The 15,695-nt window shown below is 58.3% G+C and carries 16 protein-coding genes; 7 read left to right on the top strand and 9 right to left on the bottom strand.

The genetic code is table 11. The features are described from left to right. Positions 1–9 precede the first annotated feature (9 nt). Genes ACM6IN_RS07635 through ACM6IN_RS07625 form a run of 3 tightly spaced genes read right to left on the bottom strand, consistent with a single transcriptional unit; the run spans position 10 to position 3,841 of the window. The gene (locus tag ACM6IN_RS07635) at positions 10–1,092 is read right to left on the bottom strand and encodes a glycosyltransferase family 4 protein (RefSeq protein WP_007910536.1); all 1,083 of its coding nucleotides are present in this window, start codon (positions 1,090–1,092) and stop codon (positions 10–12) included. Positions 1,093–1,132: 40 nt separating this feature from the next. Then, positions 1,133–3,361, bottom strand: a complete 2,229-nt coding sequence (locus ACM6IN_RS07630; RefSeq protein WP_414915696.1) for a polysaccharide biosynthesis tyrosine autokinase — start codon at positions 3,359–3,361, stop codon at positions 1,133–1,135. A 39-nt stretch (positions 3,362–3,400) separates the two neighbouring features. Continuing rightward, complete coding sequence (locus ACM6IN_RS07625; RefSeq protein ID WP_007910532.1) at positions 3,401–3,841, bottom strand: low molecular weight protein-tyrosine-phosphatase; 441 nt, start codon at positions 3,839–3,841, stop codon at positions 3,401–3,403. A 294-nt stretch (positions 3,842–4,135) separates the two neighbouring features. On the opposite strand from ACM6IN_RS07625, the gene ACM6IN_RS07620 reads away from it, so the two are divergent. Together ACM6IN_RS07620 and tal are read left to right on the top strand one after the other, a co-directional pair. Further along, entirely contained in the window at positions 4,136–5,092 is a 957-nt protein-coding gene (locus tag ACM6IN_RS07620) for a glycosyl hydrolase family 5 (protein ID WP_414915695.1), read from the top strand. Between the two features lie 202 nt (positions 5,093–5,294). After that, positions 5,295–6,221, top strand: coding sequence for a transaldolase (gene tal, locus ACM6IN_RS07615; protein WP_007910528.1), 927 nt, complete (start codon positions 5,295–5,297; stop codon positions 6,219–6,221). A gap of 216 nt (positions 6,222–6,437) precedes the next feature. On the opposite strand, the gene rssC is transcribed toward tal, so the two are convergent. Further along, complete coding sequence (gene rssC / locus ACM6IN_RS07610; RefSeq protein ID WP_003226553.1) at positions 6,438–6,920, bottom strand: anti-sigma factor antagonist RssC; 483 nt, start codon at positions 6,918–6,920, stop codon at positions 6,438–6,440. Continuing rightward, a complete protein-coding gene (rssB, locus tag ACM6IN_RS07605) occupies positions 6,920–8,101 on the bottom strand; it encodes a two-component system response regulator RssB (protein ID WP_042705031.1) in 1,182 nt (393 codons plus the stop codon). The genes rssC and rssB overlap by 1 nt, the downstream gene beginning before the upstream one ends. Before the next feature lie 275 nt (positions 8,102–8,376). On the opposite strand from rssB, the gene ACM6IN_RS07600 reads away from it, so the two are divergent. Continuing rightward, complete coding sequence (locus ACM6IN_RS07600) at positions 8,377–8,676, top strand: PilZ domain-containing protein (RefSeq protein ID WP_095114311.1); 300 nt, start codon at positions 8,377–8,379, stop codon at positions 8,674–8,676. 52 nt (positions 8,677–8,728) lie between these two features. On the opposite strand, the gene ACM6IN_RS07595 is transcribed toward ACM6IN_RS07600, so the two are convergent. After that, positions 8,729–9,418, bottom strand: a complete 690-nt coding sequence (locus ACM6IN_RS07595; RefSeq protein ID WP_007910522.1) for a VacJ family lipoprotein — start codon at positions 9,416–9,418, stop codon at positions 8,729–8,731. A gap of 198 nt (positions 9,419–9,616) precedes the next feature. Between ACM6IN_RS07595 and ACM6IN_RS07590 the strand changes: the two genes are divergently transcribed. After that, positions 9,617–10,237 carry a hypothetical protein gene (locus tag ACM6IN_RS07590; protein ID WP_007910521.1) on the top strand — a complete coding sequence of 207 codons (621 nt, stop codon included), beginning with the start codon at positions 9,617–9,619 and terminating at the stop codon, positions 10,235–10,237. Positions 10,238–10,345: 108 nt separating this feature from the next. After that, positions 10,346–10,609 (top strand): DUF4404 family protein, encoded by a 264-nt coding sequence (locus ACM6IN_RS07585; protein ID WP_007910520.1) that lies wholly within the window; start codon positions 10,346–10,348, stop codon positions 10,607–10,609. 85 nt (positions 10,610–10,694) lie between these two features. Here ACM6IN_RS07585 and queF read toward each other — a convergent pair whose 3' ends face one another. Both queF and ACM6IN_RS07575 read right to left on the bottom strand, forming a co-directional pair. After that, positions 10,695–11,525 carry an NADPH-dependent 7-cyano-7-deazaguanine reductase QueF gene (gene queF / locus ACM6IN_RS07580; protein ID WP_414915694.1) on the bottom strand — a complete coding sequence of 277 codons (831 nt, stop codon included), beginning with the start codon at positions 11,523–11,525 and terminating at the stop codon, positions 10,695–10,697. 61 nt (positions 11,526–11,586) lie between these two features. Next, the gene (locus ACM6IN_RS07575) at positions 11,587–12,114 is read right to left on the bottom strand and encodes a plastocyanin/azurin family copper-binding protein (protein WP_414915693.1); all 528 of its coding nucleotides are present in this window, start codon (positions 12,112–12,114) and stop codon (positions 11,587–11,589) included. Positions 12,115–12,282: 168 nt separating this feature from the next. Between ACM6IN_RS07575 and ACM6IN_RS07570 the strand changes: the two genes are divergently transcribed. Together ACM6IN_RS07570 and ACM6IN_RS07565 are read left to right on the top strand one after the other, a co-directional pair. Continuing rightward, complete coding sequence (locus ACM6IN_RS07570) at positions 12,283–12,963, top strand: heavy metal response regulator transcription factor (protein ID WP_064392816.1); 681 nt, start codon at positions 12,283–12,285, stop codon at positions 12,961–12,963. Further along, on the top strand, positions 12,963–14,309 hold the full coding sequence (locus ACM6IN_RS07565; protein WP_414915692.1) for a heavy metal sensor histidine kinase: 1,347 nt from the start codon (positions 12,963–12,965) through the stop codon (positions 14,307–14,309). Before ACM6IN_RS07570 ends, ACM6IN_RS07565 begins: the two co-directional genes overlap by 1 nt. A gap of 119 nt (positions 14,310–14,428) precedes the next feature. Here the strand turns inward: ACM6IN_RS07565 and ACM6IN_RS07560 are convergent, their stop codons facing one another. Further along, complete coding sequence (locus tag ACM6IN_RS07560) at positions 14,429–15,673, bottom strand: lipoprotein-releasing ABC transporter permease subunit (protein WP_034156425.1); 1,245 nt, start codon at positions 15,671–15,673, stop codon at positions 14,429–14,431. Positions 15,674–15,695: the final 22 nt, after the last annotated feature.

Below are 15,695 nucleotides of genomic sequence, written 5' to 3'. Positions count from 1 at the left end.
GAGTTCTACTTAAAAAGTGGGAGCGCGATACAGGTCGTAGGTCTGGCGAATCATCAACGCGGCACTGAAACGCTCGCGGACGATGCTCCGACCTTGGTTGCCGAGGTCGAGCAGGCGCGGCTTCTGGATGATCGTCAGGACATCGGCCAGCGCCTGGTGATCACCGGACGGGAAGACATAACCGGAGACTTCATTGGTGACCAGTTCAGGCAGCGACGTGCAGTTGCTGGCGATCACCGGCAAGCCCATGGCCATGCCTTCCAGCGGCACCATGGCGAAACCTTCCCAGCGACTCGGCACAATCAGCGCATCGGCTTGCTGATACAGCGCCTGCACTTCGCTCGGAGTGACCCATGGCAGGTATTCAACAGAGTCCATCGGCGGGCACTCCACCGCGTCCTCGTTCACCGCGCTGCCGACCACGGTCAGCTTCAAGTCTTTGCGCTGCACATTGGCGAAGGCCTTGAGCAACACGTCGAAGCCTTTCTGGTAATCGAGACGACCGACAAAGAGCAGATGAATCGGCTCGGGACTCGCCGCTTTCGGCGCGTCATCCTTGCGGTGAATGCCGTTGTAGATCAGCGTCATGCGCTTGCGCTCGATGCCGAAGCGTGCGGCTTTGTCGAGTTCGTACTGGCTGACACAAATGATCACGTCGGTGACTTTCTGCAGTACTCGCTCGATCCACGCATAGACTTTCTGCTTGGTCGGCGAGCTTTCCATCAGGAACGAAAACGCGTGCGGGCAGTAGACGATTTTCGGCTTGCGCCACGGTCGCAGCAGCACACACACGCAACGACCGATCACCCCGGAAAAGGTGCTGTGCAAATGCACCACGTCGGGTTTTTCCTTGAGCATGACCTGGGTCAGGCGCCAGGCGAAACGCAGCAACGACGGTACATTGCGCCCGGTGCGCGGGAAGGTGCGGATCTGTTGCGCACCGATGCCGTGCAACTCTTTGGCCTGATCCTCCGGGACCAGATACACCAGCTCGTAGTTCGCCGCATCGCCTTCCGGCGAAGCCGAAATCGTGCGGATAACGGTCGCGACGCCACCTTTGATCGTCTCTGCCACGTGCAGTATTTTTTTCACAAATCACCCACTTCAAACAGGAAAAAACAGTCGCTGACAGTCAGGATTTGTCGGACGCGTATTCGTAGTTGTAATAGCCGTAGCCGCCGTTGCCGTAGTAGCTGGCGGCGCGCTTCTCGACGCCGTTGAACACCGCGCCTTTGAGCTCGATGCCGTTCTGCGCGAAGCGGCGAATGGTCAGTTCGATCTCTTTGGCCGGGTTCACCCCGAAGCGCGTGACGATCAGGCTGATCCCGGCTTCACGGCCAACGATTGCCGCATCGGTCACCGCCAGCAGCGGCGGCGTATCGATGATCACCAGGTCGTAGCGCTCGCTCAGTTCCGCCAGCAGCTCGCGGAAGTTGGCGTGCATCAACAGTTCGGAAGGATTCGGCGGCACCTGACCACGACTGATGAAGTGCAGGTTGTCGACTTCGATTTTGTTGATCGCCTGATCGATACTGCAGCGCTTGACCAGCAGGTCGGACAAGCCGTTGGTGATCGGCGTGTTGAGGGTTTTGTGCAGGTGTCCTTTGCGCATGTCGGCATCGATCAGCACCACACGCTGGCCGCTCAGGGCCATGACGGCGGCGAGGTTGGACGAGACGAAGGTCTTGCCGACCTGCGGGCTCGGCCCGGAAATCATGATGCGGTTGTTGGTCGAATCGAGCCCGGCGAAGTGCAGGCAGGTGCGCAGGCTGCGGATCGATTCGATCGACAGATCCGTCGGGTTACGCAGGGCCAGCAGGTACGCCGGTTTGTCGACACCGTCGCGGGCGCGGCCTTTTTTGTTGTCTTCTTCATCCTGCAAGGCGCTGTACGGAATCGACGCGTACACCGGCAAACCGAGTTGCTCGATGGCCTCAGGGCCTTCCAGACCACGGCTCAGGGATTTACGCAGCAGCACCAGCGCCACACCAACGAAGGCACCGAGGAAGGTGGCGATGATAACGATCAGAGCTTTTTTCGGTTTGACCGGACTGGTCAGGTCGACATCCGCCGCGTCGACCAGACGCACGTTACCCACCGCGCCGGCACGGACGATGTCCAGCTCTTGGGATTTGTTCAGCAACTGCGTGTAGATCTGCGAGGCCACTTCGACATCGCGGGTCAGGTTGAGCAATTCCTGCTGTGTCGCGGGCAGATCGCCGACTTTACCTTCCAGCGATTTCTGTTGCTGGGTCAGTTCGCCAATCTGGCTCATCAACGCGCGATAGGCCGGGTGCTGTTTGGTGAACTTGCGATCCATCTCCGCCTGCTGCATTTTCAGCTCGGAGATTCGCGTTTCCAGCGCCACCGACTGACCGAGCACCGACTGGGTTTCCAGCGAGATGTTCACGGTCTTGCCGTGGGTCTGGTAAGCGTTCAACGCATCGCTGGCCTTGGCCAGATCACGCTTGACCTGCGGCAACTGGCTTTGCAGGAAAGCCAGACTTTGCGCCGCTTCCGCCGAGGTGCGGCGCACGTTCTGATCGACGTACAGCGCAGCAATCTTGTTGAGGATCTTCACCGCTTCAGCGGCGTCGCTGCTGGCCAGCGCCAGTTTGATAATCCCCGATTCCTTGCCCTGCTCGGAGATGTCCAGCGCGTCCTGATAACCCTGAATGGTCACGATCCGAGGGTTGCGCACCACTTCGAAACGCGTACCTGCGTTAGCCAACAACTGCGTGATCTGCCCTTCTACGCCATCCTGCGCGAAGGCTTCGCCCGCCGTGCCTTCTACCAGCAGGTTGTCGTTGTCATCGAGCAACTGGAAGCGCTTTTGTTCGCCAGCAATCAGGGTGAGTTTCTTGCCCAGCAGTTCTTTCGGCAGATTCAGCCGGGCAAACTCCAGGCGTTCACCACCCCAGGCGTAGCTGGTCAAACCGAAACGCGGCGCAGCGACGCTGGTCTCAGTCTCGCCGCGATAACGCCGGGCGAGAAAGCCGCCAATCATCGGGAAGGTGTTGGGGGTGACATCGATATCCAGGCGCAAGTCGTCGACGGTTTTGCCGATCACCGCGCGGGATTTGATGATGCCGATTTCGGTCACCGACGGTGATTGCCCGCCGAGCATGCTATTGAGGTCGGAAAACCCTAGCATGTCGTTCTTTTTCGGCTCGACCTGCACCAGCGCATTCGCCAGGTACACGGGCGTGGCCAACACTGCATAGGCCACACCGGTGACCATAAAGGCGCCGGTGAGCGCGCCGATCAACCATTTCTGGTCGATCAAACTGCCGAATATGCCGAGAAGATCAATACTGTCTTGATCATTGTCGCGGGTGCCGATGACGGACGGTAACTGCATAAGTCTGTTCTTACCATTCATTGATCTGAAGAATATTTATCAACGCGCGAGGCGTTGCGCCCATGAGCTAACAGCATCTTCAATCAATGCATGGGCATGAATAAAAGCGGCCTTGCCTTGACGATACGGGTCTTGTATTTCGCGCTCGCTCTGCCACTTGCCGAGCAGAAACACTTTGCCTCTGGCGTGAGAGGCAATCTTCAGTACTTGATTAACATGCTGTTTTTCCATGACCAGAATCAGGTCTGATTCATTGACGATGTCGGCGGTCAGTTGCCGTGCCCTGAAGCCTTCGGCGCTATGCCCATGGTCTTCCAGCACTTGCCGGGCGGAAGCTTCGACACCTTCGCCAACCCGCGCCGACAGGCCTGCGGAGGAGACGGTGATCGCTGAAGGGGCCAGCGCGTTACGCAGCATCAGTTCTGCCGTCGGACTACGGCATATATTGCCCACGCAAACGACAAGGATCTTTCTGAACAAGGTTTTACTTTCCTGTGTAATGTCAAACGGCCAACATCTCGAGAGCAATTGAATGAACCCTCAAGATCTTCCTGCACTCAGAAATAGATTCGCCCTGTTAGTACCGAAGTATTAAGTACCACAGCGTTTAAAAGCCCCCCAACCACAATTAGCGGACTAAAAATAACTGTGATTTTCGAGTGATTGTTTTCCGACAAAAAATAACATTCGTGCACTAAGCGCCATTACCTCACTCGAAAATTGAGAAACGAGATCATTTATTCGCAGTTGTCACTTCTCTTCGGGAGAACAGACATGAAATCAACACCTCTCAAAAAACTCGGCGCTTTGGCGTTAATGATGGCGGGGGCTACGACCCAGCTTCACGCCAGCGAGTTGTTTCCCAACCTTCCGGCCAAGAACATCGGCGTACAAGTAAAGATCCAGAACTTCACGGCCGCCGACGCCGCGCAGATCAAATCGGCTGGCTTCGGGTTTGTCCGCTTCGGTGTGTGGAGCGACAGCCTGACGGCCAAGGCTTATCAGAAACAGGTCAGCGACGCCTTTGCGGTGGCGCAATCGGCGAGCCTGCCGGTGTTGCTGACGGTCCGCGCGATCAAGCCGTTGCCGGCCACATCGAGCGCCGAGCTGAACTCCGCCGGTGAAGGCTTCGGCAACGCCGTGACAGGGCTGCAACAGTCGTACGGCAAGCAACTGGTGGCGATCGAGCTATGGAATGAACCCGATCTGGAAACCTACTGGCCGACAGGCAAGTTCGACACGACGTTTGTGCCGTTCATGAGCGGCGTGTGCAAGGCGTTGCAGGCGCAACCGCCATCGACGCCGGTGATCGGCTACGGCTTCGCCCGCCCACCTAGCGCCGGCTCGGCTTCAACCGTGGCGCTGAACCGCATCGTCAGCGAATATCCCAAATGCCTGAGCGCGGTGTCCTATCACCCCTACGGCATGACCGCCACGCAGATCAGCAACGCGCAAAACTTCATTCAGCAAAACTTCCATCTGCCGGGGATCATCAGTGAATGGGGGATTTCGGCGCTCACCTCCAATGGCGGGCCGGAAGGACAAGCGAGCAAGATCAACGCGTTTATTGGCGATGTTAAAAAACTCAATATCCCGCTGACCTCCATCTACGAATGGAAGAACAGCGATTCCGGCAGTAACGACCGCGAGAAGAACTTCGGCCTGCTGACTTCTGACGGCCAACCGAAACCGGCGCGCATGTCGGTCGAAGCCCTGTTGAACGCCGGGTAGTTCCTGGGCAACCGATCTGTACGCAGGTCGGTTGCTTTGAACCTGTTGGCCGTTTTGGCATCGTATTCATCGATACCGCGCCCCGCCTTTCAAACAATTGTTTTCAGGTTGTTGCCGCAGGGGCCATCGATACACGCACCTACCCTTGAGTGGCCGTCAGCGCTCGGGTAATGTCATCAGACCCATAGGACAGAGCACGCCCATGACTTCCAAGCTGGAACAACTCAAACAATTCACCACCGTGGTTGCCGACACCGGCGACTTCGAAGCGATCGCCCGAGTCAAACCGGTCGACGCCACCACCAACCCTTCCCTGCTGCTCAAAGCGGCGGCCATTCCGGCCTACGCTGAGCTGCTGAACGCCTGCGTCAGCGACTGCAAGGGCGATGTCGGCCTGGCCAGTGACCGTTTCGGCGTCGCGGTGGGTCAGGAAATTCTCAAAGTGATCCCGGGCCGTATTTCCACCGAAGTGGATGCGCGCCTGTCGTTCGACAAGGATGCCGTGCTGAAACGCGCACATCGCTTGATCGAGCTGTACGACAAGGCCGGTATCGGTCGTGATCGCGTACTGATCAAGATCGCCTCGACCTGGGAAGGCATCCGCGCCGCCGAAGTATTGGAAAAGGAAGGCATTCAGACCAACCTGACCCTGCTGTTCTCCTTCGCACAGGCTGCCGCGTGCGCCGACGCGGGTGTGTTCCTGATTTCGCCATTTGTGGGCCGCATCTACGACTGGTACAAGAAGGCCAATGGCAACGACTACACCGGCGCCGATGATCCGGGCGTACAGTCGGTTACCCGCATCTACAATTACTACAAGTCCAATGACTACAAAACCGTGGTCATGGGCGCGAGCTTCCGTAACCTCAATCAGATCGAGCAACTGGCCGGCTGCGACCGCCTGACCATCAGCCCGGACCTGATCGACAAGCTGGCGGCCGATACCGGCAAGCTGGAGCGCAAACTGGCCCCAGGCAACGCCGGTGAAGCCCGTCTGAGCCTCAATGAAGCGCAGTTCCGCTGGTTGTCCAACGAAGACGCGATGGCCACCGAGAAACTGGCAGAGGGCATTCGTCAGTTTGCTCGCGACCAGGAGAAGCTTGAGGCGCTGTTGCAGGCCAAGCTGTGATTTGAGTGGGTGAAATGCAAAAAGGGCGAACCTTCACAGGTTCGCCCTTTTTTGTGTGCGCTGGATTACATCAGTGTTCTTGCGAGAGCTATCGCGAGCAGGCTCACTCCTACAGGGGATCGGTGGTCTGATCGCGATTGTGTGTCGAATGAAGAACCCTGTAGGAGTGAGCCTGCTCGCGATGAGGCCAGCAGGGCCTACCCTCAATTCAGCGGATCAATGCCGCTCGAGGGCATTCACCAGATCATGAAACGCTTCACGATTGGAATCGTTGAGGCCCATGAGGATCTTGTGCGCTTCGAGCACCTTGATCCGCACCACTTCTTCCGACTGGTCCTGATCCGGCAGGTCGTCCAGGCACTCCGGGCATGGCACCGGGTGGTTGACGATGTTGAACACCTGCTCGAAGCCCATCGACTGCAGCAGACGGGTGATGTCTTCGTGGGTGGTGACGACGGTCGGCAGCAGGCCGACCTTCTGCCGCGACAGGATCGACAGTTTGGCCAACAGGCCCAATGTCGTGCTGTCGATGCTGCGGGTTTCGGTCAAATCGATCACGATCGCGTTGAAATTCAGCGCGGTGAAGATTTTCTCAATAGTCGCATCCAACGCCGAACACAGGGTCAGGCGAACTTCACCGACGAACTTCAGGACGAAGGTGCCGTCCTGCTCGGCGAACTGGATTCTACCGGTACTCATTAAAGATTCCTGCTCAACACCAACAGGGCGATATCATCCGGCATCTCCCCTAGCGTGGCCAATCCAAACACTTGCCGCAGACCATCCAGGCTGCCGCCCGCCGACTTCACCCGTTGAGGCAAAGCGGCTTCTTTTTCTTTGAGCGTAGGTTCTGGCAAAAGATCCAGAATGCCATCGGACATCAGCGTCAGGCTGAATGTCGGCGGCAGCTCAAGCACGTGGTCTTCGTAGGTGGCTTCATTGAACAGCCCCACCGGCAGACCACGCCCTTCGAGATAACGAACACTGTCAGGCGTGTACAACACAGGCAACGGCAGATGGCCGCCGATGCTATAGGTCAACAAACCGGTCTCCTCGTCGATGACTCCACCGACCATTGTGACGTGTTTACCCAGCTTACAACTGATCAGCCCCCGGTTGATATGACCAAGGACTTCCGAAGGCTTGAATTCCGGCAATGTGCCGTTGCGCTTGGATTCGAACAGCAAGCGCGTGGTCATGAACTTCAGCAGCACGGTGACGAAGGCTGAAGAGGCGCCATGACCGGAGACGTCCGCCAGGTAAAACGCGACCCGGCGCTCGTCGACACGGAAATAGTCGACAAAATCACCCGAAAGGTACAACGACGGGATGATCTGGTGCGCGAACTTGAACTCGTCGATGCTCCACGGGCTTTCCGGCAGCATGTTCATCTGCACCTGGCGACCGGCGTTCTGGTCTTCCTGGAGCAGGTTGAGGCTGGCCTCAAGCTCGCGGTTGGCCTTTTCCAGCTTCTCGCGGTAGCGCTGGTTTTCCACCAGCAGGCGCGCACGATCCAGGGCCCGGCGCACAGAGTGCTCGAGCACAGCCAGATCTTCGAGAGGCTTGATCAGGTAGTCCGCCGCGCCCAGGCGCAGAGCCTCGACCGCGTCGTTCATCACGCCGGCACCCGACACCACGATCACCGGCGTCTGCGGTGAACGCTCGGTAACCTGACGGATCAGTTCGAGACCGCCCATCTGCGGCATGCGCAGATCGCAGATGACCAAGTCGGGCTGTTCTTGCTCGAATACCTGAAGACCCTGTTGGCCGTTGCTGGCCTGCAGGACGCTGAAACCACTGTCTTCCAAATAGGCCGCGAGGCTCGCGCGCACTACTTCGTCATCATCGATTATCAGCAGCGTGGCACTGGTTTTTGGCATGTGGGCAAACGGCGCCAGAATTAGGTTGGCGTAGTTGGCGGGGCATCGGGCCCTGCGCAGACTACTGGATTCGCTTTCTAGCCTCTCTGCTGCACCGCTTTCGAGCATTGTCTGCAAACGCGGTTACATCAGAGGTGCCCTTCTAAGGCGCAGACGGTACTCCCATCCGCAGAGCGTTTCAAGCATGCGCCGATGGTCGCTTGACGACTTTACTTGTCAAATCACCGAGAGTTATAAGAACAGCTCAAACCGTAACCCAATGGAAGGACGTAACCATGAGTCAAACCAGTCGGGACTACAGCGAAAAGCGCGATTTCATCCGCATGCGGGTCGATGCCGATATCGTGTTGATTCATGAAGGCGATCAGATTTCAGGGGTGTGCATCGACCTCTCCAGCAGTGGCATGCAGGTCGAAGCGCCGCGTCGGTTCGCGGTCGGCGACCGTTTGAGCGTACGCATCGACTCCGATCACGCCGCACTCAGCGGCCTTGAGGCAGAGACCGAAGTGGTCTGGGTCAGGGCACAGGATGGCGGCGGCCAAAAGCTCGGCCTGACCATCCTGAAGATGAAATAGCTACACACAAAAAAGGCGACCCTGAGGTCGCCTTTGTTTTTATCGGTCGAGATTAAAAATCGTCTTCGACCTGGCCATCCTTCACCTTGAACTCACGGTTCTGCAAGTAGGCATTGCGGATGAAGGTGTATTTGTCGCCGCTGATCAGCTTCTCGCTCGACAGCAGGCTGGCGCGGGTATCGACGATGTTCAGACCGAAGATCGAGTTACGCGTAGGCACGTGGTCGATGTAGCGGTACATACCGGTGTAGCTGTCGACGTATTTCGACGGTGCGTCACGCAAGGTGCTCGGACCCATCAGCGGCAGCATCACATACGGACCGCTGCCCACGCCCCAGTAGCCGAGAGTCTGACCGAAGTCTTCGTCGCTACGGTTCAGGCCCATCTTGGTGCCGACATCGAAGAAACCGAGCAGGCCGAAGGTGGTGTTGAAGATCAGGCGAGCGGTGTCGACGCCAGCGGCAGCCGGTTTGGCTTGCAGGATGTTGTTGGCAAGGTTGGTGACGTCACCGACGTTGCGAAACATGTTGTGGATGCCGTCTTCGAGGAACTGCGGTGTGACGAACTCATAGCCCTGGGCCAATGGCTTCAGCGCGTAAGTATCAACGAAGTCGTTGAACTGGAAAATTGGACGGTTAACGCTTTCCCAAGGGTCTTCTTCCGTTGCCGCCTGAGTGGCGAACGGAGCCAGCAACAGGCCGGCACATAAACAAAGCTGAGCGAGCGGATTGCTCCAGCGCATAGAAAAACTCCTTGGAATGGTACTGTCGCGGACCTCTGGGCCCGGCTATTCAGGTCGCTAGTATAAGCGTAAAAGCCCGTTTGGACAGTCCGCGCAATGCAGCAGTCTGTAGGACGCTTCGTGCATCGCCCTTCACACCGCTGTCATCCAACTGTCACTGATACGCCCTAGCCTGATCGTTATTTCAGGGATGTTGCCATGACACACGCCGAAACCTTGCCCGTCGCTGCGCCCAGACTGACCGCGGTACTGTTTGGACTCAGCGGTTGCCTGGTAGATTTCGGTGCCCGCGCCCGGCAACAGACGATCGCCCTGCCTGAATACGCTGAGGCCACACCAGGCGCATTCGACAGTTTGCACAGTTTGCAGCGCCAGCAGATTCCCTGTGTCTGGCTGGATGAGCTGCCCCCTGCCCTCGCCCGGTCCTTGTCGGCCTCACTGCCGACGTGGATCAAACCTGCGCAACATTCGGCAACAATCAATCCATGGCCTGCACCGAACGCTTGCTGGCAGGCCCTGATGGACCTGAACGTCAGCAGTCTGGACGGCTGCGTATTGGTCAGTGGTGAGCCGCGCTTGCTGCAATCGGGCCTTAACGCCGGTCTGTGGACGATCGGCCTTGCCTCCTGCGGCTCGCTGTGCGGCTTGGCGCCGGGCGAATGGCAAGCGCTGAGCCAGAAAGAACGCGAACAACTGCGTGGCAAGGCGACGATGCAGTTGTTCGGCCTCGGCGTGCATTCGGTTATCGATCACTTGGGTGAACTCGACACCTGCCTGGCCGACATCAGCCTGCGCCGTCACAAAGGCGAAAAGCCCTGATCGGGATCATGCAGGTTTGCCGGGAGTGGATTAATCTAAAGGTCAGCCATAGACCTTTGGCGCGCGGCTGCGGTCAATGCCAGTGCCTATTGATAAAAGGAAAACACCATGCCCGCCCAAGAACTGCAAAAACAGCTCGATACCCTGCGCGAGCAGCTGGAGCAGAATCCGCCGCTGTCGGAAGCCGAGCGTGAGGATTTGCATGCGCTGATGGCGCAGATTGAATCCGAAATTCAACTGGAGACTGCCACGCAAGACGCCAGCATCGCTGACGGCGTCAATCTGGCGGTTGATCGCTTTGAACTCGAACATCCGGCCATTGCCGGCACCCTGCGCAACATCGTCAACGCGCTGGGCAGCATGGGGATCTGATTCTCCCCGAAAAGCAAAAAGCCCTGCCATCACTGGCAGGGCTTTTCATTTCAACTTTGGCAATGCGTTCCCCTACAGTTGATCTTTATTGACGCACGAGGCGGTGATTCGGCAGCTGTACGCTTTCGGTGCTGCGATATGGGTTGATGTCCAATCCACCGCGACGCACGTAACGTGCAAACACCGTCAGCTTTTCTGGTTTCAGCAAGCGCTGCAAGTCGAGGAAAATCCGCTCAACACACTGCTCATGGAAGTCCGAGTGCTGGCGGAAGCTGACGATGTATTCGAGCAAACTGGCGTGATCCAGTGCCGATCCACGATATTCCACCACCACCGTGCCCCAGTCCGGCTGACTGGTCACCGGGCAATTGGATTTGAGCAGATGGCTATACACCGTCTCCTCGACAATCCGCGACTCATCGCAACGCAGCAGTTCCGGGCGCGGATGCTCGTAGTTGCTGACGCTGATATCCAGATCATCGATGCACACGCCCGGCAACGCCACAACGCCTTCCGCTTCAACGTCCTTGAGGCTGCGAACGCGCACCCCCACCGGTTTGCCGGCGGCGGCCGACAGATCCTTGATCAGGGTCGCTTCCAAGGACGCCACGTCGGCAAACGCCGTCTGGTTCAGCGAGTTCAAATACAGCTTGAACGACTTCGACTCGATGATATTCGGCGAATCCGCCGGGATGCTGAATTCGCCGATCGCCACCACTGGCTTGCCGGATGGCAACAGCCACGACAGCTCGAAGCAGTTCCAGAAATCCACACCTTTATACGGCAGGGTGTCGGCGGTCAGGCCCAGCTCGGCCCATTTCGCGGTGCGCGGAATCGGGAACAGCAGGGACGGCGTGTACGTGGCGATGTATTCGCTGGATTTGCCCAGCGGCGAATGTTCGGCTGCGGGATGCATGGCGGAAACCTGACTGAATAATCAGCGGATTCTACCAGCCTTTGCCCGCGCCTTTGAGTGCTTACTGACTGACCGTCAGTTTGCCGACCATGCCCGCCTGATAATGCCCGGGAATATTGCAGGCAAATTCCAGACTGGTGGCCTTGCTGAAGGTCCAGGTCAACTCAGCGGTTTGGCCCGGCTCGACCAGCACGCTGTTCGGATCGTCATGTTTCATGCCATGGCCCATCGCTGCGTGATCCATGCCGGCCATATCGTGGGACATTTCCTTCATGCCGGTAGGCGTAAGCATGCCGCTTTGCTGCATCTGCAACATTTCCTGCTGGTGTTTGGCGTGCATCGCCGCGTCACCGAGGTTGAATTCGTGCAGCAGTTGGCCTTTATTCACCAGCACAAAGCGAACGGTCTCACCGGCCTTGATCTGAATGGTCTTGGGATCGAAGGACATATCGCCCATCACCACTTCAATGCTGCGCGAGGCTTTGGCGGCAGGCGCTGGCTGGCCGAAATCATAGGTGTGAGCGGGAGCTGCAAACACCGACGAACTCATTGCCAACAAACAGAAGGCCAGGGATTGGCGTAAAAACATGGTCGTTCTCCAACAAGATAAGGTTCAGCTTATGGGAAACTTTAGCCGGCCTGCGCTGGCATCTACCTGACAGGCAGATTACAACTTTGTCAGGTTGACGTTTGTCGCCAGCGCTCACGGTATAAAGCTTTCGTGACTACAACACCCCCGAACCCACCCGAGTCGCCCATGAAACTGTTGATCGTCGAAGACCAAGCAAAAACCGGCCAATACTTGCGCCAGGGCCTGACCGAGGCCGGGTTCAACACGGAACTGGTGGCCGACGGCAACAGCGGTCAGCAACTGGCTTTGAGCGGTGATTACGCGCTGTTGATTCTCGACGTGATGCTGCCGGGGCGCAGTGGCTGGCAGATCCTGCAAGCGGTGCGCAGCGCCGGGCTGGATACGCCGGTACTTTTTCTGACAGCCAAAGACGCCGTAGAGGACAGGGTTCACGGCCTCGAACTGGGCGCCGACGATTACCTGGTCAAACCGTTCGCCTTCTCCGAACTGCTGGCGCGGGTGCGTAGCCTGTTGCGTCGCGGCAGTGCTACAACCCAGGAAACCAGCCTGCAACTGGCCGATTTGCGCCTGGATCTGATCCGTCGCCGCGTCGAACGCAGCGGCCAGCGCATCGACCTGACGGCAAAGGAATTCGCACTATTGGAAATGCTCCTGCGTCGCCAAGGCGAAGTGCTGCCAAAGTCGCTGATCGCTTCACAGGTCTGGGACATGAATTTCGACAGCGATACCAATGTCATCGAAGTGGCGATCCGCCGTTTGCGCCTGAAGATCGACGACGAATTCCCCAACAAACTGATCCACACCGTGCGCGGCATGGGTTACGTGCTCGAAGAGCGTGGCGCCTGATGCGCCGATTGTCCCTGAGTTCGCGCCTGGCCTTGTTGTTTGCCGCTTGCACCGCTGTGGTTTCGCTGTTCGCCGGGGTGTTGTTCAACCGCGCCAGCGAAGCGCACTTTATCGAACTCGACCAGCAACAACTGGACGGCAAGCTGATCGGCCTGCGCCGCGCCTTGCAGGATCTTCAGCCCGGTCAACGTGAAGCACGGCTGGCGGATGAGCTGAGCCGTCAGGCCGATCTGTCGTTGCGCATTACCGGCACTGACGGCCAGCGCTGGTATGACAGTTCGACGCAAATCCCCAAGGATTTGCCGCAACAATCCGGCCTGTCGACCATCAGCCATGACGGCACCGATTACCGCGTGCTTAACGCCCCGCTCTACCCGGACAAAGCCGATTCACCGCAACTGTCCTTGTTGCTGGACATCACCCATCACCAACACTTCCTGCAACGCATGCAGCACCTGATCTGGCTGACCGTCGGGTTGTCAGCGCTGGCGACGGCGTTGCTCGGTGCCTGGGCCGCACGCAGCGGCTTACGGCCATTGCGACGCATGAGTGCAGTCGCCCGTGGGATTTCCGCACAATCGCTGAATGCCCGACTGCCCGAAGCGCAAATGCCGCCAGAACTTGCGGAAATGGCCCACAGCTTCAACGCCATGCTCGCACGCCTCGACGACTCGTTTCAGCGGCTCTCGGCGTTTTCCGCCGACATTGCCCATGAGTTGCGTACACCACTGTCGAACCTGCTGACCCACACTCAGGTCACCCTCACCCGCCCCCGGCCGATCGAGGACTACCGCGAAGCGCTGCACAGCAACCTCGAAGAACTGCAATGGATGGCACAACTGGTCAACGACATGTTGTATCTGGCCAAGGCCGATCATGGCTTGCTGATGCCCAAGCGGGAACCGCTGGAACTGGCGGATGAAACAGATGTGCTTTTGGAATTTTTTGCGCCGCTGGCGGAGGACGCCGGGGTCAAACTGACGCGTGAGGGCAATGCGCAGATCGAGGGTGATCGCAGTATGTTGCGCCGGGCCTTGTCGAATCTGCTGGATAACGCACTGCGGTTTACCCCGGCTGAGGGCGATGTGAGCTTGCGGATCGTTGATCAACCGAACGCGGTACGCATTTCAGTCGAGAACAGTGGCGAGGGGATTTCTGCGGAGTTGTTGCCACGCCTGTTTGATCGATTTTATCGGGCCGATCCGGCGCGGCAGGAAGGCAGCAGTGAGCATGCGGGGTTGGGATTGGCGATTACTCAGTCGATCATCCGCGCCCATGGTGGGCAGATTCATTGCGAATCAGAGGCGGGATGGACGCGGTTTGTAATCGAGCTGCCTCGAACCTGATCGTTCCCACGCTCTGCGTGGGAATGCAGCCCGGGACGCTCCGCGTCCCTTCCAGAGCCGAACGCGGAGCGTCCGTTGAGGCGTTCCCACGCAGAGCGTGGGAACGAGCATGGAGTCGCTTACGAATACCTCAGGGCGTGAGCCGGCTCGATCTTCGCCGCCCGCCACGCCGGATACACCGTCGCCAGGAAGCTCAGAATAAAGCCCGCCGAGCAAATCAACAGCACATCCCCACCCTGCAATTCCGACGGCAAATTGCTGACGAAATACACATCCGAACTGAAGATGTGCTGCCCGCTGACTCGCTCGATCCAGCCCACGATCTGACTGACATTCAGCGCGGCGATCACGCCCAACACGCCGCCAATGATCGTACCGACAATGCCGATCACCGTGCCCTGCACCATGAAAATCGCCATGATCTGCCGTGGCGTGGCGCCGATGGTGCGCAAAATCGCGATGTCCGCGCCCTTGTCGTTCACCACCATGATCAGGGTCGCGATGATGTTGAACGCCGCCACCGCGACGATCATCAGCAACAGCAGGCCGATCATGGTTTTTTCCATTTTCATCGCGCTGAACAGGCTGCCCTGGGTGTGGGTCCAGTCGTCAGCCTTGAAGTCCGCGCCCAAACCGGCAGCGATATCCGAGGAGACTTTCGGTGCGGCGTACAGGTCTTTGACCGCCAGACGCACACTCTGAACCTGATTCGGCTCCCAATGCTGCATGGTCGCGGCATCGGCGACGTGGATCAGGCCCATGGAGCCGTCCAGCTCAGCGCCGACCTTGAACACACCGACCACGTTTAGACGCTGCATGCGCGGGGTGATGCCCCCCGGCGCAGTACTGACTTCCGGGACGATCAGGGTGATCTTGTCGCCGACATTGAGGCGGAAACGCCGCGCAGTGATTTCGCCAATCACCACGCCGAACTCTCCCGGTTTCAACGCGTCGAGACGGCCCTGCACGATGTGCTGGGCAACGATCGAGACCTTGCCTTCCTGCGCCGGATCAACGCCGCTGATCTGGATCGGCTGCATCAACCCCTTGTAAGACAGCATGCCTTCCATCTCAGTGAACGGCACGGCGGCAGTCACTTCAGGATTTTTCATCGCGGCGGCAGCAACCGGCTGCCAGTCATCAATCGGCTTGACGCCGACGATGGTCGCGTGCGGCACCATGCCGAGGATGCGCGAGCTCATTTCGCGCTGGAAGCCGTTCATCACCGACAACACCACGATCATCGCTAGCACGCCGAGGGCGAGGCCGATCATCGAGGTCATCGAAATGAACGAAACAAAGCGATTGCGGCGCTTGGCGCGGGTATAGCGCGTGCCGATAAAGATCGATAACGGTCTGAACATTCGCTGGGGCACCGTATAAAAA

The sequence above is a fragment of the Pseudomonas sp. IT-P395 genome (genome assembly GCF_949767675.1).
In the GTDB taxonomy this organism is placed as follows: Bacteria; Pseudomonadota; Gammaproteobacteria; order Pseudomonadales; family Pseudomonadaceae; genus Aquipseudomonas.
The sequence above is the reverse complement of the archived record's forward strand: the minus strand, read 5'-3'. Positions and strand labels throughout refer to the sequence as shown.

Bases quoted from the DNA above. Each gene is read 5' to 3' on its own strand.
- ACM6IN_RS07630 (WP_414915696.1), bottom strand. From the start codon at position 3,361: ATGCAGTTACCGTCCGTCATCGGCACCCGCGACAATGATCAAGACAGT.
- ACM6IN_RS07620 (WP_414915695.1), top strand. From the start codon at position 4,136: ATGAAATCAACACCTCTCAAAAAACTCGGCGCTTTGGCGTTAATGATG.
- tal (WP_007910528.1), top strand. From the start codon at position 5,295: ATGACTTCCAAGCTGGAACAACTCAAACAATTCACCACCGTGGTTGCC.
- rssC (WP_003226553.1), bottom strand. From the start codon at position 6,920: ATGAGTACCGGTAGAATCCAGTTCGCCGAGCAGGACGGCACCTTCGTC.
- rssB (WP_042705031.1), bottom strand. From the start codon at position 8,101: ATGCCAAAAACCAGTGCCACGCTGCTGATAATCGATGATGACGAAGTA.
- ACM6IN_RS07600 (WP_095114311.1), top strand. From the start codon at position 8,377: ATGAGTCAAACCAGTCGGGACTACAGCGAAAAGCGCGATTTCATCCGC.
- ACM6IN_RS07595 (WP_007910522.1), bottom strand. From the start codon at position 9,418: ATGCGCTGGAGCAATCCGCTCGCTCAGCTTTGTTTATGTGCCGGCCTG.
- ACM6IN_RS07590 (WP_007910521.1), top strand. From the start codon at position 9,617: ATGACACACGCCGAAACCTTGCCCGTCGCTGCGCCCAGACTGACCGCG.
- ACM6IN_RS07585 (WP_007910520.1), top strand. From the start codon at position 10,346: ATGCCCGCCCAAGAACTGCAAAAACAGCTCGATACCCTGCGCGAGCAG.
- queF (WP_414915694.1), bottom strand. From the start codon at position 11,525: ATGCATCCCGCAGCCGAACATTCGCCGCTGGGCAAATCCAGCGAATAC.
- ACM6IN_RS07575 (WP_414915693.1), bottom strand. From the start codon at position 12,114: ATGTTTTTACGCCAATCCCTGGCCTTCTGTTTGTTGGCAATGAGTTCG.
- ACM6IN_RS07570 (WP_064392816.1), top strand. From the start codon at position 12,283: ATGAAACTGTTGATCGTCGAAGACCAAGCAAAAACCGGCCAATACTTG.
- ACM6IN_RS07565 (WP_414915692.1), top strand. From the start codon at position 12,963: ATGCGCCGATTGTCCCTGAGTTCGCGCCTGGCCTTGTTGTTTGCCGCT.
- ACM6IN_RS07560 (WP_034156425.1), bottom strand. From the start codon at position 15,673: ATGTTCAGACCGTTATCGATCTTTATCGGCACGCGCTATACCCGCGCC.